The 20,107-nt window shown below is 67.8% G+C and carries 20 protein-coding genes; 6 read left to right on the plus strand and 14 right to left on the minus strand.

Annotated features, from left to right (window positions below):
- Window positions 1–106 precede the first annotated feature (106 nt).
- The gene (locus tag V6K52_RS14015) at window positions 107–511 is read left to right on the plus strand and encodes a hypothetical protein (protein ID WP_353950727.1); all 405 of its coding nucleotides are present in this window, start codon (window positions 107–109) and stop codon (window positions 509–511) included.
- 88 nt (window positions 512–599) lie between these two features.
- Here the strand turns inward: V6K52_RS14015 and V6K52_RS14020 are convergent, their stop codons facing one another.
- The 3 genes from V6K52_RS14020 to V6K52_RS14030 all read right to left on the minus strand — a co-directional run bounded on the left by V6K52_RS14020 (window position 600) and on the right by V6K52_RS14030 (window position 4,701).
- Window positions 600–896 carry a hypothetical protein gene (locus V6K52_RS14020; protein WP_353950728.1) on the minus strand — a complete coding sequence of 99 codons (297 nt, stop codon included), beginning with the start codon at window positions 894–896 and terminating at the stop codon, window positions 600–602.
- Between the two features lie 13 nt (window positions 897–909).
- On the minus strand, window positions 910–2,613 hold the full coding sequence (ilvD, locus tag V6K52_RS14025; protein WP_353950729.1) for a dihydroxy-acid dehydratase: 1,704 nt from the start codon (window positions 2,611–2,613) through the stop codon (window positions 910–912).
- 72 nt (window positions 2,614–2,685) lie between these two features.
- A complete protein-coding gene (locus V6K52_RS14030) occupies window positions 2,686–4,701 on the minus strand; it encodes an MMPL family transporter (protein ID WP_353950730.1) in 2,016 nt (671 codons plus the stop codon).
- Between the two features lie 57 nt (window positions 4,702–4,758).
- Here V6K52_RS14030 and V6K52_RS14035 point away from each other — a divergent pair, with 57 nt between their 5' ends.
- Window positions 4,759–5,289 (plus strand): MarR family winged helix-turn-helix transcriptional regulator, encoded by a 531-nt coding sequence (locus tag V6K52_RS14035; protein ID WP_353950731.1) that lies wholly within the window; start codon window positions 4,759–4,761, stop codon window positions 5,287–5,289.
- Between the two features lie 33 nt (window positions 5,290–5,322).
- Here the strand turns inward: V6K52_RS14035 and V6K52_RS14040 are convergent, their stop codons facing one another.
- From V6K52_RS14040 to V6K52_RS14050, 3 genes are read right to left on the minus strand one after another with little or no spacing between them, the layout of a single operon-like run.
- Window positions 5,323–5,853, minus strand: a complete 531-nt coding sequence (locus V6K52_RS14040; RefSeq protein ID WP_353950732.1) for a histidine phosphatase family protein — start codon at window positions 5,851–5,853, stop codon at window positions 5,323–5,325.
- Between the two features lie 31 nt (window positions 5,854–5,884).
- The gene (locus V6K52_RS14045; protein ID WP_353950733.1) at window positions 5,885–6,814 is read right to left on the minus strand and encodes a 2-hydroxyacid dehydrogenase; all 930 of its coding nucleotides are present in this window, start codon (window positions 6,812–6,814) and stop codon (window positions 5,885–5,887) included.
- 10 nt (window positions 6,815–6,824) lie between these two features.
- Entirely contained in the window at window positions 6,825–7,730 is a 906-nt protein-coding gene (locus V6K52_RS14050; protein WP_353950734.1) for an NAD(P)-binding domain-containing protein, read from the minus strand.
- Between the two features lie 80 nt (window positions 7,731–7,810).
- On the opposite strand from V6K52_RS14050, the gene V6K52_RS14055 reads away from it, so the two are divergent.
- From V6K52_RS14055 to V6K52_RS14065, 3 genes are all read left to right on the plus strand, one after another.
- Entirely contained in the window at window positions 7,811–8,155 is a 345-nt protein-coding gene (locus tag V6K52_RS14055; RefSeq protein ID WP_353950735.1) for a helix-turn-helix domain-containing protein, read from the plus strand.
- Window positions 8,156–8,175: 20 nt separating this feature from the next.
- Window positions 8,176–9,330: a PQQ-dependent sugar dehydrogenase gene (locus V6K52_RS14060; RefSeq protein WP_353950736.1), complete on the plus strand. Its 1,155-nt coding sequence runs from the start codon at window positions 8,176–8,178 to the stop codon at window positions 9,328–9,330.
- A gap of 107 nt (window positions 9,331–9,437) precedes the next feature.
- Window positions 9,438–10,046 carry a DUF937 domain-containing protein gene (locus tag V6K52_RS14065; protein WP_353950737.1) on the plus strand — a complete coding sequence of 203 codons (609 nt, stop codon included), beginning with the start codon at window positions 9,438–9,440 and terminating at the stop codon, window positions 10,044–10,046.
- Between the two features lie 101 nt (window positions 10,047–10,147).
- On the opposite strand, the gene V6K52_RS14070 is transcribed toward V6K52_RS14065, so the two are convergent.
- The 8 genes from V6K52_RS14070 to V6K52_RS14105 form a co-directional block, all read right to left on the minus strand.
- Entirely contained in the window at window positions 10,148–11,089 is a 942-nt protein-coding gene (locus V6K52_RS14070; RefSeq protein ID WP_353950738.1) for an endonuclease/exonuclease/phosphatase family protein, read from the minus strand.
- Window positions 11,090–11,254: 165 nt separating this feature from the next.
- Window positions 11,255–12,784: an Asp-tRNA(Asn)/Glu-tRNA(Gln) amidotransferase subunit GatB gene (gene gatB / locus V6K52_RS14075; protein ID WP_353950739.1), complete on the minus strand. Its 1,530-nt coding sequence runs from the start codon at window positions 12,782–12,784 to the stop codon at window positions 11,255–11,257.
- A 1-nt stretch (window position 12,785) separates the two neighbouring features.
- Complete coding sequence (gene gatA / locus V6K52_RS14080; protein ID WP_353950740.1) at window positions 12,786–14,309, minus strand: Asp-tRNA(Asn)/Glu-tRNA(Gln) amidotransferase subunit GatA; 1,524 nt, start codon at window positions 14,307–14,309, stop codon at window positions 12,786–12,788.
- A gap of 87 nt (window positions 14,310–14,396) precedes the next feature.
- On the minus strand, window positions 14,397–14,693 hold the full coding sequence (gatC, locus tag V6K52_RS14085) for an Asp-tRNA(Asn)/Glu-tRNA(Gln) amidotransferase subunit GatC (protein ID WP_353950741.1): 297 nt from the start codon (window positions 14,691–14,693) through the stop codon (window positions 14,397–14,399).
- 126 nt (window positions 14,694–14,819) lie between these two features.
- On the minus strand, window positions 14,820–15,215 hold the full coding sequence (locus V6K52_RS14090; RefSeq protein ID WP_353950742.1) for a universal stress protein: 396 nt from the start codon (window positions 15,213–15,215) through the stop codon (window positions 14,820–14,822).
- Between the two features lies 1 nt (window position 15,216).
- On the minus strand, window positions 15,217–16,767 hold the full coding sequence (locus V6K52_RS14095) for a tripartite tricarboxylate transporter permease (RefSeq protein ID WP_353950743.1): 1,551 nt from the start codon (window positions 16,765–16,767) through the stop codon (window positions 15,217–15,219).
- 1 nt (window position 16,768) lies between these two features.
- Window positions 16,769–17,272 (minus strand): tripartite tricarboxylate transporter TctB family protein, encoded by a 504-nt coding sequence (locus V6K52_RS14100; RefSeq protein WP_353950744.1) that lies wholly within the window; start codon window positions 17,270–17,272, stop codon window positions 16,769–16,771.
- On the minus strand, window positions 17,272–18,288 hold the full coding sequence (locus tag V6K52_RS14105) for a tripartite tricarboxylate transporter substrate binding protein (RefSeq protein WP_353950745.1): 1,017 nt from the start codon (window positions 18,286–18,288) through the stop codon (window positions 17,272–17,274). Before V6K52_RS14105 ends, V6K52_RS14100 begins: the two co-directional genes overlap by 1 nt.
- A gap of 151 nt (window positions 18,289–18,439) precedes the next feature.
- On the opposite strand from V6K52_RS14105, the gene V6K52_RS14110 reads away from it, so the two are divergent.
- Complete coding sequence (locus tag V6K52_RS14110) at window positions 18,440–20,107, plus strand: ATP-binding protein (protein WP_353950746.1); 1,668 nt, start codon at window positions 18,440–18,442, stop codon at window positions 20,105–20,107.

A 20,107-nucleotide genomic window follows, 5' to 3' on the forward strand; every position in this document is an offset into this window, starting at 1 on the left:
GGGGGTGACGTCTCGCCACCACCCAACAGAGCCAGGGTGACCACCAGCGAGGACTTCAAAGACGTTCTGGTGAACGCTGAGGGGCGGGGAGTGCGCGGCCACCGCGGTGGGTCTGCTCGCTGTGACGGCAGGGTCCGAGAGCGACAACCATCGCGAGCCCGTTTGGGGGCGGCTGACCCGGGCTTCACCCGGATTGGCACGAGTACTACCTGGCAGCAACCGGCAGCGGCGAGACCGGCACCATGCCTGTCTTCCGGCGCAGCTCACCGACCGGCGCCTACGCCAAGATCCCATCCACGGCACCTTCGCCTTCCGCAGGAACCTCATCAAGACCGGGCAGGGCTACGGCTACGGTCCAGGTGGCGCCGAGGTCGAGACGGCGGCCGACGGGTCGACGTGGATCGCCTATCAGGTCTGGAAGGACAGCAAGCCCACGCCGACCACGCCGGGCAAACGCATCCTCAGGACGGCCAAGCTGGACTGGGTGAAAGGTCTCCCGGTCTTCCGCTGACCCGCAGCACAGCGAAAAACGCGAGCACGCGGCATACCGAAAACGATTCGGTATGCCGCGTGCTAGCGCCTTCTTGGAAGTCGAACGTTCAGTTCACGCCAGCCTCATGATCCTCCGTGGAATGTCTGCTCATGGCGCGTCGATCGGCCAGAACATTCTTCGCGGTCCAACTCAACGCGATGAGGAGGTAGACCGCAACGAGGGTCAGGGCCAACCCGCCGATGGTGCGGTTGGCCCACAACGGCAGCCGGCCATAGACAAGCGCCCAGAGTCCCAAAGGGATTGCGATCGCGTAGGGCGCCCCAATGACGAAGGTCCATGACCGCCGCTTCGATCTGGCGAGCTCCGCTGTGCGTTTTTCGCCGTCCTCATTGGTTGTTCTCACGTGACCTCCAGCGTCAGTCGCAGACCGCGCCCTTGCTGGCCGAGCCGACCAGCTTGCGGTACTTCGCAAGGACGCCGCGGGTGTACTTGGGCTCGGGGTGGGTGACCCCCTCGGCGCGACGACGCTCGAGCTCGGCCTCGTCGACGAGGAGGTCGAGGGTGCCGTTCGCGACGTCGAGCTTGATCCGGTCGCCGTCGCGGACGAAGGCGATCGGGCCCTCGTCGACGGCCTCGGGTGCGACGTGCCCGACGCAGAGTCCGGTCGTGCCACCGGAGAAGCGACCATCGGTGAGCAGCAGGACGTCCTTGCCGAGACCGGCACCCTTGATCGCGCCGGTGACGGCCAACATCTCGCGCATGCCCGGGCCGCCCTTGGGTCCTTCGTAACGGATGACGACGACGTCCTGGGGCTTGAGGGCACCCTGCTCGACGGCATCCATCGCAGCGCGCTCGCCGTTGAAGACCCGTGCATTGCCCTCGAAGACGGATTCGTCGAAGCCGGCCGACTTCACGACGGCGCCTTCGGGAGCGAGTGAGCCGGTGAGGATCGTGAGGCCACCGGTCTTGTGGATGGGCCGGGACATCTCGCGGATGACGCGACCGTCGATGTGCGGCGGCTTGATCTCATCGAGGTTCTCGGCGACGGTCTTGCCGGTCACCGTGAGGCAGTCACCGTCGAGGAGGTCGGCGTCCATCAGCGTCTTCATGACGACGGGGATGCCACCGATGTGGTCGATGTCCTTCATGACGAACGCGCCGAACGGCTTCACGTCTGCGAGGTGCGGGACCTTTTTGCCGATGCGCTGGAAGTCGCCGATGGTGAGGTCGACCTCTGCCTCGTGAGCCATCGCGAGCAGGTGCAGCACGGCGTTGGTCGAGCCACCGAAGGCCATGACGACGGCGATCGCGTTCTCGAACGCGGGCTTGGTCATGATCTGGCGGGCGGTGATGCCACGACGGAGCAGCTCGACGACGGCCTCGCCAGAGCGGCGGGCATGCACGTCGCGGCGTCGGTCCGTGGCCGGCGGGGCAGCCGAGCCCGGGATGGACATGCCGATCGACTCAGCAACAGCAGCCATCGTGTTGGCGGTGTAGAAACCGCCACAGGCACCCTCGCCGGGACAGATCGCGCGCTCGATGGCATCGACGTCCTCGAGCGACATCTTGCCCGCGTTGGCTGCACCGACTGCCTCGAAGGCGTCGATGATGGTGACCTCCTTCTCGGTCCCGTCCGAGAGCTTCGCGATCCCGGGAAGGATCGACCCGGCATACAGGAAGACCGAAGCGAGGTCGAGGCGCGCGGCAGCCATGAGCATGCCGGGCAGCGACTTGTCGCAGCCGGCGAGGAGGACCGAGCCGTCGAGGCGCTCGGCGCTCATGACGGTCTCGACGGAGTCGGCGATGATCTCGCGGGACACGAGCGAGAAGTGCATGCCCTCGTGACCCATCGAGATGCCGTCCGACACCGAGATGGTGCCGAACTCGAGGGGATAACCCCCGGCGGCGTGCACCCCGTCCTTGACCGCCTTGGCGAGCCGGTCGAGCGAGAGGTTGCAGGGAGTGATCTCGTTCCAGGAGCTCGCGACACCGATCTGCGGCTTGACCCAGTCGTCGTCACCCATGCCGACGGCACGGAGCATTCCACGGGCGGCGGTCTTCTCGAGACCGTCGGTGACGTCGCGGCTGCGGGGCTTGATGTCGATGTCAGGCTTGCTCATGAGGCAACTCTAGGACCCGTGTCCACGAGGTGGGACACGGATCTCAGTCCTCGACAGAGTTGCCGACGCAGGTCAGACCAGCTGGCGGGGCCACCAGAACCGGTCCCCCAGCACGAGCGCGATGGCCGGCACGAGGACCGTGCGCACGACGAGGGTGTCGAGCAGCACTCCGATGCAGATGACCACGCCGAGCTGGGCGAGCACCACGAGCGGGAGGACACCCAGGACCGCGAACACGGCGGCCAGCAGGATCCCGGCGCTCGTGATGACACCGCCGGTGGCAGAGAGTGCCCGCAGCATCCCCTCTCGCGCGCCGTGACCCCGCGCCTCTTCAGCCGCACGGGTGACCAGGAAGATGTTGTAGTCGACGCCGAGGGCCACCAGGAAGACGAAGGCCAGCAGCGGCACTCCGTCATCGAGCCGTTCGAACCCGAGGACCTGGGTGAACAGCACCCACGAGATCCCCAGACTCGAGAGATACGTCGCAACGACGGTCGAGACGAGGACGATGGGTGCGACCGCCGAGCGCAGGAGGAGACCCAGCGCCACCAGCACGAGTCCCAGGATCAACGGGAAGATAAGCAGTCGGTCCCGGCCGGACGCCTCCGACGCATCCAGTGCCTCCGCCTCGGTCCCGCCGACGTGCGTGTCAGGGGTGTCGGCCACCGCATCCCGGATGGCATTCACCGCCTGCTCGGCGGCCTCCGACCCCGGGCGGGGCTCGAGCACGGCCTGGATCTCGCTAACCCCACCGGCGCTGGCCACCTCACGGGTCGAAGAAACCCCGTCCACGGCGGACACCGTCGACGTCAGGGCGGCGGGGTCCGCGCCACGCGAGACGATGACGACGGGATCGGCCGACCCGGCCGGGAAGGACTCGGAGAGCCGCTCACCGGCCGAGATCGCCTCGGGCTTCTGGAGGAATTGGTCTGCTCCGTCGAGACCGGTCCGGATCTGGGTCGTGCCCGTGGCAGCGAGGGCCAGAAGAGCGACGGTCACGGCCGCAAAGGCGGCAGGGCGCCGTGCGACGGCATCGCCGATGCGCCTCCAGGCCGACCGGGAGTCAGCCAGGCTGGCCTGGCCCTCGCGCGGCACCTTGGGCCAGAAGATCCACCGGCCGAAGACCACGAGGGCCGCGGGCAACACCACCAGCACGAACCCAGCGGCCACGACGACACCCACGGCACACGCGAGTCCGAGGCCGCGCGTCGTGGGGAAGGCCGACAGCAGCAGGGTGAGCAGGCCGATCACGACGGTGGAGGCGCTCGACAGGACGGCCTCGGCGGTGCGGGCGAGTGCCTTGGCCATCGCCTCGCGACGGTCGGCGTGCACACGCAGCTCGTCGCGGTAGCGCGAGATGAGGAGCAGCGCATAGTCCGTGCCAGCTCCGAAGACGAGCACGGACAGGATACCGACGGTCGACTCGTCCCACTGCACGTCGAACGCCGCCATGGTGTGGGTGGCCAGGACGCCGGCGAGCTGGTCGGCGACCCCGACCACCGTCAACGGCACCAGCCACAGGACCGGGCTCCGATAGGTGATGATCAGCAGCAGCGCAACGACTCCTGCCGTCGCCCCGAGGAGGCGGACGTTCGCTCCGTCGAAGACCGCCGACAGGTCGGCCTCGATCGCAGCGGGCCCGGTGACCTGGGCGGCCAGACCGTCGGCCAGGTCGGCCTTGGCCGCGGAGCGCAGCTCAGCGACGACCACCCCGACCTCGGTGGCGTCGTTGGCCGAGACCGGCACGACGACGGTCGCGGCAGTGCGGTCCTTCGCGATGGTCGGCGGGGCGCCTGTGGCGCCGGGCAGGGAGCGAGCCCGCTCCTGCACGAGCGCGAGCGCCTCGGCGTCCAGCGGTCCTTCGCTGCTGAAGAGCACGACAGCCGCGGACCCATCCGCTTCGGGCAGCTCGGCGCTGAGCTCTGCGGCTGCTCTGCTATCCGAGTCCACCGGGAGCGTCGCGGTGGCGGTCGGGCCGAGCTCGGCCTGGCCGATCACGCCGATGGCGGCACCCGCACCGACGAGTGCCACGAGCGCGATGATCCCGGCCACCCACTTGCGGGTGAGGAAGCGAGCGAAGCCGGCCATGCGGGTTCTCCCCTTGGTAGTGTTGATTGGTAAGTGATTCACCAAGTTACTAAGTAGGTGAGCGATATTACGGAATCCACTGAGGCGGGCGCAACCGGCGACTTCACGACTACGGGCGACCCCGCGAAGGACGACCCCACGACCGTGACGTCGTTCGTGCCTGCATACCGACCCTCGGCGTCCCTTGACGCACTCGAAGAGCTCGTGGGCCTCGCGGCACAGGTGCCTCACGAGGTGGCCCGCAAAGCCGGACTCTCCGTGTCAGAGCTGCACTCACTGCGCCACCTCATGGCCTCGCCCATGGGGCCCGTCGAACTCGCCAAGGCCCTCGGTGTCACCTCCGCAGCATCGTCGGGGGTCGTGGACCGGCTGGTCGCGCGGGGCCACGCAGAGCGACACCCGCACGCCGAGGACCGGCGACGCACGGAGGTGGTCGTCACCGAGTCAGGACGTCGCGAGGTGTTTGCCCTCCTGGCACCGATGTTCGCCAAGCTGGCCGAGATCGACGCCCCTCTCGACGACGACGAGCGGGTGGTGGTCGAGCGCTATCTGCGCGGGGCGATCGCAGCGATGCGCTCGGTCATCTGACGCGCGCGATCCACTGACCCGCGCTGCCCCCGCTCAGCCTCCCGCACGGGCGACGTGGAAGCGGTCGAGCCGAGCCACGCCAGCCGCGAGGTCACTCCAATGGCCCGAGAAGCGCAGCACGGCAACGCCCGCGGTGGGGAAACCCTGGCTCATGAGCTCGTGGGCGCGGTCGCTGCCCTCACCATCGGCGAGCAGGGACGCAAGGACCGGTATACCGGGAGCGTGTCCGACCACCATGACGACGTTGGCATCGGCGTCGGACTCACGCGCGACTTCGAGCAGCCGCTCGGCAGAAGCGTTGTAGATGCGGTGCTCGTGGTGGACGTCGGCCTCGGAGCAGCCAGCGCTCCACACTCCCTCACACGTCTGCTGGGCACGAGTGGCGGTCGAGCAGAGCACCTCGTCGACTCCGATCCCCTGCGCATGGAGCCACCTGCCGACCTCGGTGGCGTCGCGGTGTCCGCGCGGAGAGAGCTCTCGCTCGTGGTCCGCGTCATAGCCGCTCTGCTCGGCCTTGGCATGGCGCACGAGCACGAGCGTCCGGTCCTCAGCTGCAGCGGTCATGTCCTGATCTTGCCCCTGTCCGGCGGGGTTGTCAGGTCTTGACAATCGGGCGAACGAGGTGGCGTGGCGCGTCTCCGGCCGCGACCGTCGTCAGCTGCTCGCGCAGCAGCTCGGCCATCCGCGGCAGCAGCGCCGTGGTGTTGCCTCCGGCGTGCGGTGTGATGAGCACATCGGGTGCGCTCCACAGGGGGTGGCCGTCCGGCAACGGTTCCGGATCGGTGACGTCGAGCGCGATGCGCAACCGACCCGCGTGCCTCACCAGGGCGTCGGTGTCGGCGACGGGGCCGCGCGCGACATTGACGAGCAGCGCACCTTCGGGCATGGCCGCGAGGAAGGCCTCGTCGACGAGCTGATGGGTCGAGTCGTTGAGCGGGACGATGACGACGACGACGTCGTGGTCGGGCAGCAGCGAGGGCAGCTCGTCGATCCCGTGGACCGTGTCAACGAGGTCGTCGCCGGCACGCGCTCGCGACGCAACAGCGGTGAGCGAGACGTCAAAAGCGTTGAAACGACGGGCGATTGCCGTGCCCACGGAGCCGTAGCCGACGATCAGGACGCGCTGATCGGCGAGGGAGGTGCGCTGACCGAGCGGGACCCACCGGGCGCTGTCACCAGATCGCACCGCGTCGGGGATGCCCCGTAATGACGCGAGGGTGAGCCCGAGAGCCAGTTCTGCGGTGGGCGCGTCATAGACACCGGCCGCGTTGGCGACGCCGATCCGCTCGGGGACGACGTCGAACACCCCGTCGTAGCCCGCCGACTGGAGCTGCACCAGTCGGCACGCGGGGAGGTCAGCCACGGCATCAAGCGCCTGGGCCGCACCGAGATAGGGCGCGATGACGACCTCGATCCGCTCGTCCGTCGCCGGACCTGCGACCAGGTCCCACAGCACCGCCTCGACACCAGAGATGTCGCCGACGGCGTGGAGCAGCAGGGAATCAGGGAAGGAGACGACGACCATGTCGCAAACCCTATGTCCGCATGAACCCCTCCGCGACGACGTTCCAGTCGGTGCCCGGATCCACTCTGCCCATCTGCATCTCGGTGACGTCCCGGATGAGCCTGGGCAGCGCCGCATCGACGCCCGCGCCCTCGCTCGTGGTGACGATGTGCCGTAGGAAGCTCAGGCACATGTCGAGTCGCCCCTCCCCGCCGGAGTAGTCGTGGGTCTCGTAGGACGTCGCGAGATCCGACAGTGAGGAGCCCAGGGTGCGGACGATCCCGTCCGCGTAGGGCAGGTACGACGATGGTTCGATGCCGTGTGCCCGCGCCATGGCAGCCGAGTGCAGGAACGCGTACATCCCGGCGAAGTAGATGTCGAGCATCGCCATGTCGAGAACCGGCGGCCGCGCATGGTCGGTCCCAACAAGGTCGGCAACGCCGCCCAGAGCCCGGATCGTCGGTGCGGCAGCCGCGAAGTCAGCCTCCACTCCGGCATACAGGATCAAGGAGTCCTCCTCGCCGATCAACGGCGTGGGGACCATGATGGCGCCCGTGATGTAGGCAATCCCCTGTGCGGCAGCATGATTCGCTGAGGCGACTGCCTCATCCGGGGAGCCTGTGGTCAGGTTGAGGACCGTCGTCTGCTGCCCGAGGCGGGACCGCATCGCGTCGATGACCTCGCGGCTCGCAGTGTGGTCCCGAAGACACACCACTACGGTGTCTGCGTCCGCCACCGCATCGGCGGGGTGCTCTGCCAGATTCGCTCCGCGGAGCCCGAGCGGCTCGAGGTCCTTGGGTGAACGGTTCCACACGGTGACCTGCTGGCCCGCTGCGAGGAGTGTCCGCGCCAGGGCGATGCCCATGGGACCGAGGCCGAGCACGGCGACGTTGACGGGGCTGGTGGGAATCGTGCTGATGTCAGTAGGCGTTGTCATGATTCGAGCATTGCAACGCCAGTGGATCGGCAACAGTACGCACAAGTTTGTGGGTACTGACTTCGGAGTGAGGATGCCCGGTGGACCACCCCCTGTACCTGTGCGGAGTCAACGTCGCCATCGACGCGGTGGGCAGCAAGTGGAAGCCCACGCTGCTCTGGGTGCTGTCCTCGCGCACCCACCGGTTCGCAGAGCTCCGGCGCGCCTGCGGGTCCATCTCGGAGAAGGTGCTGGCCGACCAGCTGCGCGAACTCGAGCGTGATGGACTGGTCGAGCGCACTCAGTTCGAGGGGTTCCCGCTCCGAGTTGAGTACTCACTGACGGAGCGCGGAGTCTCCCTCAATGCGGCGCTCGACGCTGTAGCCATCTGGGGTGAACAGCACGTCGACCAGCTGATGGACGCGCGCTCAGCCGCGTCGGTCTGAATTCAGGGCACGATTGGCGTATGCCGTCCTCTCAGCCCTGGTGCCGACCTCTCGTTCTTGCATCTGCCATCGTGCTCTGCCTCACGGGCTGCTCCGGCTCTGAGGGTGACCCGCCAGCGACCACGTCCCCGACAGCGACCCCCTCGACCTCGGGAGCCACATCGTCGGGATCCACCACCCCCTCACCCTCGACAAGCAGCACCATCCCGGCGGGGTCGCCCTCGGACGTCGCCACCGGTCTCGAGGTGCCGTGGTCCATCGCCTTCCTGCCCGACGGCGACGCCCTCGTCACATTGAGGGACAGGGCAGAAGTTCTCCGCGTCACCCCGACCGGCGAGAAGTCCAGCCTCGGCACGATCAATGGTGTGGACGCTGGCGGCGAGGGTGGCCTGCTGGGGATCGCGGTCTCCCCCACGTTCGCGAGCGACCAGACGGTGCATCTCTATTTCACCGCCCGGGACGACAACCGCATCGTGCGAACCACCCTTGGGGCAGACGGATTCACCTCCATGACACCGGTGCTCAGCGGCATACCCAAGGCTGGAAACCACAACGGAGGGCGCATCGCCTGGGGGCCGGACGGGTTCCTCTATGTCGGGACCGGTGATGCGGCGCAACCGGATCGCGCTCAGAGCGAGACCAGCCTGGGCGGCAAGATCCTGCGCATCACGGCGGACGGCGCCCCGGCAGCGGGCAACCCGTTCAACGGCAGTCCCGTGTGGAGTCTGGGACACCGCAACGTGCAGGGCCTGGCGTGGGGCAAGGACGGGACAATGTTCGCCAGCGAGTTCGGGCAGAACACGTGGGACGAACTCAACGTGATCGTGCCCGGGAAGAACTACGGGTGGCCCGAGGTCGAAGGCATCGAGAACCGTGAGGGTTTCGTGGCGCCGATCGCCCAGTGGTCGACGTCGGACTCGTCCCCCAGCGGCATCGCGGTCGGGGCGGACGGTGCGGTCTACATGGCGGCATTGCGCGGTGAGTCGCTCTGGAGGATCAACGTTGCTGGCAACCGCCGACAGGGCGAGCCAATTCGATTGTTGGAGAACAAGTTTGGCCGGATCCGGGACGTCGTCAGCGCCCCGGACAAGACACTGTGGATGTTGAGCAACAACACCTTCCGAGGTGAGCCGCGCGATGGCGATGACCGGATCATCCGGGTTCCGATCGGGTGAGCAGCGGGGCCGTCGGCGACAAACCCCCGTCGAACAGGCCCGGTGGGTACGTTGAAACCAGGGGTGGGCGCCGATGCCCGCCAGAACGATGAGAGGTGGCACCCACGATGGCTGCAATTGACGAGATCCTCCAGAATCTGCCGATCGACCAGCTGGCCCAACAGGTCGGCGCCGAGCCCCAGGAGGTGCAGGCAGCCGCCCAGGCCGCTTTGCCCGCGCTCCTCGGCGGACTCCAGGCCAATGCCCAAGGTGGTGGCGCCAGCTCCATCGTCGAGGCGCTCGGCCAGCACACCGACGACGTCGACCCCGCCCGGGTCGACCCGGCCGACGGTCAGAAGATCGCCTCGCACATCTTCGGACCCAACGAGGAGCAGGTGTACTCCGCCCTCGGTGGGACCGGCGCGAGCAGTGGTCTCATCAAGAAGCTCATCCCGATCCTCGCCCCGATCGTCCTGTCCTACATCGCCGACAAGGTGCTCAAGGGTGGCGGCGTCGGTGGTGGCACGGCAACACCGCAGACCCAGGCTCCGGCCGACGACACCGCCCGGGGTGGTCCCGGTTCCCTCGACTCGATGCTTCAGGACGTCCTCGGTGGGGCGCTCGGTGGTGGCACTGCCGCCCAGCAGACCCCGGCCCCGCAGCAGGAGACCCAGCAGTCGGGAGGCGGCATCCTCGGTGGCATTCTCGGCGGACTCCTCGGCGGCGGCCGCCGCTGACGCACGACCCGCTACTGAAGCCAGCAGTTGTCAGGAGAGACGATGCCGCCCGGCTGAGTCGGGCGGCATCGTCGTTCACCTACTGGTCTGGCCTGCGGTCGTCAGCCGATGTGACCGGTGGCCGCCAACACTGCGTGGCCGTCGGCGGAGGTGGTCACCGGGCTCACGGTCAGTGAGCCACCGGAGTTCAGCGGAGAGAGATTGCTCGAGAAGAAGACGTAGTCGATCTTGCGAGGGTCCCGATCCTTGCCGACGGCAGTGGGCTGCCCCACACGCGCCGCATTCCCGGTACGAAGCTGGTGCGCCTCGACGAAATCCCCCGATCCGTTGGGGCCATACATGTTTGACAGCGGCACGGAGTTCGGGACAGCGTTGAAGTCGCCGCCCACGATCACCGAATGCTTCTTCTTCTTCTTCGCGATCCAGGGATGGGTGATCTGCTTGATGCGACCCGTCTGGTGCGCCCGGTGCGCAAAGTCTTCGTCTCCGTAGATCTGCAGGTGCGTCGCGCAGCCATGCACGTCGGTTCCGCCCTTGGTGAACTTGACACAGGCCATCCCGAAGTTCTGGTCGGGGTCGGGAGACTCGCCCTCGGCGTAGAAGGAGAACTCCTGCTTCGATGCCTTCCCAGGGCCCGTGTGAATCGCCACGACACCCTTCCACTTGCTCTTTCCCTCGCAGAGATGGGCCTCGGGGGTCTTCGGTGTCGGCTTCTCAGTCACCTTCTGTTTGTGGAAGGAAACCGTCCACTCAGGGTGATCCTTCTTGACCTTCTGGACCCAGGTTTCGCAGACCTCTTCGGCGAGCAGAAGATCATTCTGCCCACCACGTTGAACGAGCTTCTGGAAGGAACCGCGCTTCTGGTCGGTGTTGTGCTGGACGACCTTGATGGGTGTGCGTGCAGCGGCCGCGCTTTCGTCGAGCGGTGCCGCAGTCGCCTGCATCGCTGCTGGAACGCCGGCGGCGACAACGCCGAGTCCGACGAATGCTGTGAGTGCTCTCCGGCCCGTCGCGCGGGTCGACTTCTTCTTGTGCCTGGCCATGCTGGATCCCCTCCGTTGGTGCATCTGTTGGGCGAGTGCCCCACACGCACATCCTTGACACCACGGGGTACTCCCGGCCATGGGTAGGGCTCCCCTGCCCACCGACGGACGAATCCCCGCCCGGCGCAACGCCTGGCGGGGATTCGTCCGCGCAATGTGAACCGTTCAGTCGGTGAGCTTGGCGAGGATGATCTCGCGGGCCTTGCCTGCGTCGGCCTGACCCTTCATCTCCTTCATAACCTGTCCGATGAGTGCGCCAGCGGCCTGGACCTTGCCGTCGCGAACCTTCTGCGCCACATCGGGATTGGCGTCGATGACCTTGTCGACCGCCGCCTCGAGGGCGCCGTCGTTACCCTGATCAAGATTGAGCCCACGCTGGTCCGCGATCGCAATCGGCTGTCCCTCGCCGGCCAGAACACCATCAAGAACCTGCCGTGCCATCGCGGTGTTAACTCGGCCTGTGGCTTCAAGATGATCAAGTTCAAAGATCGTGCGAGGAGTCACTCCAACCGACAGTGCGAACTCTTCGAGCGACTGGCGACTCTCTTTCGCTCTCCGGGCGATCTCACCCAGCCACCACTTGCGCGCGCCCTGGACCGTTGCCTTCAGTTCGATTGACTGCACCAGGAGGTCGACCGCGCCCGCGTTGACGACGTCCCGCATTTCCAGGTCACTCAGCTTCCAGTCGAGCTGGAGACGCTTGTGACGGCCTGTCGACGTCTCGGTTGGAAGGGTGGCTCGCAGATCCTCGACGGTCTCGCGTGACGGAGCAACGGGCACGAGGTCAGGCTCAGGGAAGTAGCGGTAGTCATCAGCATCGGACTTCACCCGCCCGGACGTCGTGACACCGGTGTCCTCGTGCCAGTGGCGGGTCTCCTGAAGGATCGAACCGCCTTGTTGCAGGATCGCGCCGTGTCGGCACATCTCGTAGCGGACCGCGCGCTCGACCGAGCGGAGTGAGTTGACGTTCTTGGTCTCGGTGCGGGTCCCGAGGGTCGTCTCACCCTTGGGCATGAGCGAGAGGTTGACGTCGCAGCGCATCGAGCCCTGCTCCATCTTGACGTCGGACACGTCGAGCGCCTTGAGCAGGTCACGCAGGGTCGCGACATAGGCGCGCGCGATCTCGGGCGCACGCTCTCCCGCACCACGAAGCGGCTTGGTGACGATCTCGATGAGGGGGATGCCGGCTCGGTTGTAGTCGACCAGCGAGTGCGTGGCGCCATGGATGCGACCGGTCGAGCCGCCGACGTGAAGCGACTTGCCCGTGTCCTCCTCCATGTGCGCGCGCTCGATGTCGACGCGGTAGGTCGAGCCGTCGTCGAGCTGCACGTCGAGGTAGCCCTCGAACGCGATCGGCTCGTCGTACTGCGACGTCTGGAAGTTCTTGGGCATGTCCGGATAGAAGTAGTTCTTGCGCGCGAACCGGCACCATTGCGCGATCTCGCAGTTGAGCGCGAGACCGATGCGGATCGCCGACTCGACGGCCTTCTCGTTGACGACCGGCAGCGCACCGGGAAGCCCCAGACACACCGGGCAGACCTGTGTGTTGGGCTCGGCTCCGAACTCGGTCGGGCAGCCGCAGAACATCTTGGTCGCGGTGCCGAGTTCGACGTGGACCTCGAGACCCATGACCGGGTCGAAGGAGGCAAGAACCTCGTCATAGCCGATGGTTGCTTCGGTATCGACAGCGCTCATGTCACGCACCCTTCGTCATGGTCGAGAGATCGGGAGCCTGACCCAGAAGCGGACCGCCCCACGAGGCGAGGAGGCGCTGCTCGAGAGCTGCGCCCACGGCATACAGGCGCTCGTCGGCAGCTGCTGGCGCGAGGATCTGGAAGCCGGCCGGCAGACCGTCCTCGTCAGCCAACCCACTGGGCAGCGACATCCCCGGCACACCCGCGAGGTTGGCGGGGATTGTCGCGATGTCGTTGAGATACATGGCCATCGGGTCGTCGGTCTTCTCACCGAACTTGAACGCGGTGGTCGGCGCGGTCGGGCTCACGAGCACGTCGGCCATCTCGAACGCCTTGGTGAAGTCGTCGGCGATGAGGCGGCGGACCTTCTGGGCCGAGCCGTAATAGGCGTCGTAGTAACCCGACGACAGGGCGTAGGTGCCCAAAATGATGCGGCGCTTGACCTCGTCACCGAAGCCCGCGTCACGCGTTGCCGCCATGACCTGCTCGGCGCTGGGGTCGTCGATGCCCTCGGGCAGGACCCGGAGGCCGAAGCGCATGGCGTCGAACTTCGCGAGGTTGGACGACGCCTCGCTCGGGAGGATCAGGTAGTAGGCCGCGAGCGCTGCGGTGAAGCTCGGGCACGAGACCTCGACGACCTCGGCACCAGCGTCAACCAGGTGCTGGACCGACTCGTCGAAGCGCGCCTGGACGCCGGCCTGGAAGCCGTCGCCGGTGAGCTCGCGGACGATGCCGATCCTCATGCCCTTGACGTCGGCACGACGAGCAGCCTCGACGACAGCCGGGACCGGCGCGTTGATCGAGGTCGAGTCCATCGGGTCGTGACCGCCCATGACCTCGTGCAGCAGCGCCGCGTCGAGGACGGTTCGGGTGCACGGGCCGGCCTGGTCGAGTGAGGACGCGAGTGCGACGAGGCCGTAGCGGGACACTCCGCCATACGTCGGCTTGGTCCCTACTGTGCCCGTCACGGCCGCCGGCTGGCGGATCGAGCCACCGGTGTCGGTGCCGATCGCCAGCGGCGCCTGGAACGAGGCGATGACGGCGCTCGAGCCACCACCGGAGCCACCGGGAATGCGGTCGAGGTCCCACGGGTTGCGCGTCGGCCCATAGGCCGAGTGCTCCGTCGAGGACCCCATGGCGAACTCATCCATGTTGGTCTTGCCCAGGATCGGCATGCCAGCCTGGCGCAGCCGCGTCACGACTGTCGCGTCGTAGGGCGGGATCCAGCCCTCGAGGATCTTGCTGCCGCACGTCGTCGGCAGACCCTTGGTCGCCAGGACGTCCTTGACGGCGATGGGCACGCCAGCGAGCTGGTGGAGCTGCTCACCCCGCCCACGTCGCTCATCGATGTCGCGGGCACTCGCAAGAGCGCCGTCGCGGTCGACGTGCAGATAGGCGTGGATGTCGCCGTCGACGGCGTCGGTGCGGGCCAGTAGCGCTTCGGTCACCTCGACCGACGACGTCTCACCCGTGGTGAGGAGGTCGGAGAGCTCGGAGGCGCTGGCGCGGGTCAGGTCGGTGGTCACATCGGTCCTTGCGGTTGCGTGAATGCGTGGTGCGGGAGAACAACGGTGGGTATGCCGTGTGCGCACCACACGGCATACCTGCGCCTTTCAGTCTTCGTCAAGAATGCGCGGCACGGAGAAGCGCTGCTGGTCGGCCTCGGGGGCGCCCGACAGGGCCTCCTCAGCCGTCAGGCTCGGACGGACGACGTCGGGCCGGGTCACGTTGACGATCGGCATCGGGTGACTCATGGGCTCGACGCCCTCGATGGGCGACTGCTGCACGGTCGCCACGGACTCGAGGATGACACCCAGCTCACCGACCATTGTGTCGAGCTCGGTGTCGGAGAGGTCGATGCGGGCGAGACCGGCGAGGTGGGCCACGTCGTCGCGGGTGAGTTCAGCCATGGGCGCAAGTCTAGGTCTCCGCACCACGTGCCGCGTCAGGGCTCCGACGGTGTGGCCCGCGCCCTTGACACGCCAGAGCCGCCCACGGGAACTCCCGTGGGCGGCTCTGGGCGACGTGCGCGTTTCTCAGCGGGGCGCCTTGACGGCGAGCACCGGGCACTCGGCGTCGAGCAAGACCTTCTGGGCCTGGCTCCCGAGGAGGAGCTTGCCGACCGGTGTGCGCCGTCGGACACCGATGACGATGAGCTCGGCGTTGGTCTCCTCGGCCAGGTCGACGAGGATCTCGGCAGGGTCCTTCTTGTGGACCGCGTGCGACACCTCGTAGTCCAGACCCGACGCGTCGAGCTCGGCCCGCAGCGCCGTGAGCTGGTCGTCGTCCACGTAGCGGTTGTCGGCCGAGGCCGCACCGGTGCTGGCGTTGACGACGATCAGTCGGCTGTTGCGGCTCCGTGCCTCCACCACAGCGGCGTCGAGGGCGGCGCGACCTTCCTTGGTGGGTACGAACCCCACGATGACCGGCATGTCAGGCTCCTTCGTTGTTGGCGGGCATGCGGACGTCGTCGGTTCCCGTGTGCTGGTCCTCGGGGGTGTTTCTTCGACCGCGGACCTTGGACCAGACCAAGGGGACGATGACGAGGAGCAGGATGAGGGCGTAGACGACCTTCGAGAACGGCGTGTTGACGAGGCCCGAGAGGTTGCCGTCGCTGATCTGCAGGGCCCGGCGCATGAAGATCTCGGCCCTCGGGGCGAGGATCAGGCCGACGATGAGCGGAACGATCGGGAGTCCGTAGCGGCGCATCGCAAAGCCGAGTCCGCCGACGATGAGCAGAAGCCAGAGGTCGAACGGTGAGCCGTTGGCCGCGTAGCCGCCGAGCGACGCGAACATGAGGATGCCGGCATACAGGTAGGGCCTGGGGATGAGCAGGAGCTTGGCCCAGAGGCCGGCCATCGGCAGGTTGAGCACGAGGAGCATCGCGTTGCCGATGAGCAGGCTGGCGATGAGCGTCCACACGAGCGGACCCTGCTCCTCGAACAGGCGCGGGCCGACCGCGATCCCGTAGCTCTGGAAGGCGAGGATCATGACGGCCGCGGTCGCGGTCGTCGGGATCCCGAGGGTGAGCAGCGGGACGAGGCTGCCCGCCGCGGAGGCGTTGTTGGTCGCCTCCGGTCCGGCGACGCCCTCGATGGCGCCGTGCCCGAACTCCTCGGGCTTCTTGGCCAGCTTGCGCTCCGTCACGTACGACAGGAAGGTCGGGATCTCGGCACCTCCGGCCGGGATCGCGCCGAAGGGGAAGCCGATCGCCGTGCCGCGCAGCCAGGGCCTCCACGAGCGGGAGAGGTCCTCCTTCGTCATGAGCCGGCCCTTGATCGGGATGATCTGGGCCGGGGCCCGCCGCAGGTGCGCCGCGATCCACAGGGCCTCACCCATGGCGAAGAGGGCGACTGCCACGACGACGACGTCGATGCCGTCCGACAGCTGGTCGATGCCGAAGGTGAGCCGTTGCTGTCCGGACGTCTGGTCGATGCCGATGAGGCCGATCCACACACCCAGCCCGAGGCTGGCGAAGCCACGGATCTTGGATGAGCCGAGGACCGTGGTCACCGCGACGAACGCGAAGAGCATGACGGCGAGGTAGTCCGGGTCGCCGAGCTGGATCGCGAACTTCACGACCTGGGGCGCGAGGAGCGCGAGGAGCAGCGTGGCGATGGTACCGGCGACGAACGACCCGATGGCCGCGGTCGACAGGGCCGCTGCGCCGCGACCCGCCTTGGCCATCTTGTTGCCCTCGATGGCCGTCATCACCGAGGCGCTCTCGCCCGGTGTGTTGAGCAGGATCGAGGTGGTGGATCCGCCGTACATCCCGCCGTAGTAGAGCCCGGCGAACATGATGATCGCCTGCTGGACGGGAAGGGTGAGGGTGAGTGGCAGGAGCAGGGCGATGGCCATGGCCGGGCCGATGCCTGGCAGGACGCCGATGGCGGTGCCGAGCAGCACGCCGAGGAAGGCATAGACGAGGTTCATCGGCGTCAGGGCCGCCGACATCCCCTCGAGCAGTGCGTTGAGGCCGTCCATGTCACAGGATCCCGTCGAGGAGGCCGGCCGGGAGCTTGACGTCCAGGCCGAGGAAGAAGCCGTACCAAGTGATGAGGGAGAGTGCGACCGAGATCACCGCGAGCCTCACGTAGTGGCGGTTGCCGAGGGCGAAAGCCGCACCGAAGAAGAGCACGGCTCCTGTGATGGGCCACCCGAGCGTGTCGATGAACGCCGCGTTGAACGCGAAGGCCGCGACGAGCAGTCCCACCGTCTTCCAGTCGGAGCCGTGACTGAGGTCGACGTCCTCGCCCTCCTCCTGCTCCCCACGTCCGCCGCGTGCAACGTCGAGAGCGAGCAGGGCGGCACAGACGATGAGAACGACGCCGATGAACATGGGCACGGTGCGAGCGGTCAGGAAGCCGCGGGCGCCCTGCTCCTCCAGACCGAGGGCGTCGAAGATGGCGATGCCACCCAGGACCAGCAGGAGGAGGGACACCCCGTACTCGGAGCGCCCCTCCCCCCGCGACTGCACGTCGTCACTCATCAGACGAGTCCCAGCTCCTTGAGCACACCGGCGACGCGGTCGCTCTCGGAGGTGAGGAAGGTCTTGAACTCGTCGCCCACGATGAAGGCGTCGGTCCAGCCCTTGTCCGCGAGCGTCTTCTTCCACTCCTCCGTGCCCTGCAGCGCGGTGACCGCGCCGACGAGCTTCTGCTTGTCGGCGTCGGTGATCCCCGGGGCAGCGACGAGGCCGCGCCAGTTGGTGAAGACCATGTCGACGCCCTGATCCTTGAGCGGCTTGGCGTCGAGGCCCTCGACCGGCTTGTCGCTCGTCACGGCGAGGACGCGCACGGCACCGGACTCGGCCTGCTTGATGACCTCGCTGACGCCGGTGGCGGCGAAGCCGAGCTTCTTGCCGAGGACGGCGGTCATGAGCTCGCCACCGCCGTCGTAGGCGACGTAGTTGACCTTCTTGGCGTCGAGGCCAACGGCCTTGGCGAGGAGCATCGGCGTGAGGTGGTCGGGACCACCCACGTTGGACGCGCCTCCGACGGGTACGGCGCCCGGGTTGGCCTTCCACGCGTTGACGAGGTCGTCGAGGGTCTTGTAGGGCGAGTCCTTCGCCACGACGATGGCCTCTGACTCCTCGATGAGCTTGGCGATGGGCGTGGTGTCGGTGAGCTTGGCTTCCGACTTGTTGCTGTAGGACGCGCCCACGACGCCGAGTCCCATCTGCATGAGGAGGTCGCCCTTGCCCTTCTCGTTGATGAGCCGCGCGAGGCCGACGGTGCCTCCGGCACCGGCCTGGTTGAAGACCTCGACGGACCCGCTGAGTCCGGCCGACTGGAGGTCGGCGGAGACGGCGCGAGCCGTCTGGTCGTAGCCCGATCCGGGCGAGTTCGGGACCAGGATCCGAAGGCCGGTGAGCTTCTCTGCGCTGGCGGAGCTGCCAGCAGAGCCGGAGGCGGTGCCTTCGGAACTGTCCTTGCTCACTCCGCAGGCGGTGAGGGCGAGGGCTGCGGCCGCGGTGACTGCGGCGCTGCGAACCAGTGACGTCATGTGCACGATGGACTCCTTTGTCGGGGGTGCGTTGGATCCCACCGTCGCGCCTCACGGACCTGCTGTCACGGTTGCGGCCACAGACTCTGTTGAGTTCTTTGTGCTCACGCGTCTGGCAGCGGTAGGTGGGCCCGACCGGCACAATCAAGGAGTGGCGCGAGGACTGGGACGACAGGTGCGGACGCAGATGCGTCGCATCTGGCCGCAGACCCTTGCCGGCCGCATGCTCGCCACGCAGCTGCTCATCGTGAGCATCGTGTTCGTCGGGGTGGGGGCCCTCTCGGTCGCCCAGCAGGGCGCCGGCGTCACCGACCGCGAGGTCCGTCGTGCGCGCCAGGTCGCCGAGCAGGTGACCCAGGAGCCCGGGGTCCGACAGGTGCTCGGGCCGCAGGGCGAGGCCTGGACGTCGCAGGCCCAGGCAGCGCTCGAGTCGGCCCGCACACTCTCGGACTCCGAGGGCGTCTACCTCGCGCGCACGAGCGACGGCTCCGTCGTCGCGGCGGCCGCTGAGGACCCGCTGCGCCGCCTGCCCCGGACCGATGCCTTCGAGGGCAGCTCGTGGCTTGGCGGTGAGGGGGACGACGACGACCCCGAGACCATCATGGCGATGGCGCCGGTGATCGTGCCCGGCGAGTTCGAGCCGGTCGGTGTCGTCGCCGTGACGAGGCCCTCACCCTCGGTCTGGGACGACCTCGCGACCATCACCCCGAACCTCCTGAACTATCTCGGCCTCGCCGGCCTCATCGGCGTCTTCGGCTCCCTGCTCCTCGCTCGGCGGGTCAAGCGACAGACACTGGGGCTCGAGCCCTACGAGATCGCGGGCCTCGTCGAGCAGCGGGAGGCGGTGCTGCACGGCATCAAAGAGGGACTTCTCGCCGTCGACCTCGCCGGGCGGGTGACGCTCATCAACGATGAGGCCGCGAGCCTGCTGTCCATCCCCCAGGCGGGGGCCGGGGGGCACTCACTGTCCGAGCTGGGCGCCGACAAGCCGCTCCTCGCGCTGTTCCCGTCACGACGCCTCCGCAGTGGCCCCACGATGACGGTCGCCGACGAGCCTGAGGTGCGGTCGGTCGACCGGGTCCTGCTCGTCCGGGGACGACTCGTCACCGCCAACGTCATGCCCGTGAGCCAGCAGGGGCGGCTCGTCGGGCACGTCGCCACACTCCGCGACCGCACCGAGCTCCTCGAGCTGCAGCGCGACCTTGACGTCACCCGGGCGACGACCGACTCGCTGCGTGCTCAGGCCCACGAGTTCAGCAACCGGATGCACGTCGTCGCCGGGCTGATCGCGCTCGAGGAGTACGCCGACGTGCAGGACTACATCCGGCACATCACGGCGGACGAGGCCGAGCTGACCGCCCGGGTGGGGACTGCCGTCGCCGACCCGGCAGTCGCAGCGATGCTCATGGCCAAGAGCCGGCAGGCCGCGGAGCGCGGGATCACGCTGGACCTGGACGACGACACCCGACTGGCCCGGCTCGACGGTGACCTGTCGACGGACCTCAACACCATCCTCGGGAACCTTGTCGACAACGCCCTCGATGCCGTCCCAGAGCTCAGCGGCCGCGTCCGCGTGGCACTCACGGGACCGGACGACGGCTCCGTCCGACTCGTGGTGCGCGACAACGGTCCCGGCGTCCCCACGGGAGACATGCGCACCCTCTTCGTGCGCGGTTGGTCGACCAAGGACGCAGAGCCCGGGTCCTCACGCGGCATCGGTCTGGCGCTCGTGCGTATGGTCTGTAGCAAACGAGGAGGAGAGGTGAGCGTGAGCAACGACGACGGTGCCGTCTTCACGGTCAGCCTCCCGACGGGCTGA

The sequence above is a fragment of the Knoellia sp. S7-12 genome (assembly GCF_040518285.1).
In the GTDB taxonomy this organism is placed as follows: domain Bacteria; phylum Actinomycetota; class Actinomycetes; order Actinomycetales; family Dermatophilaceae; genus Knoellia.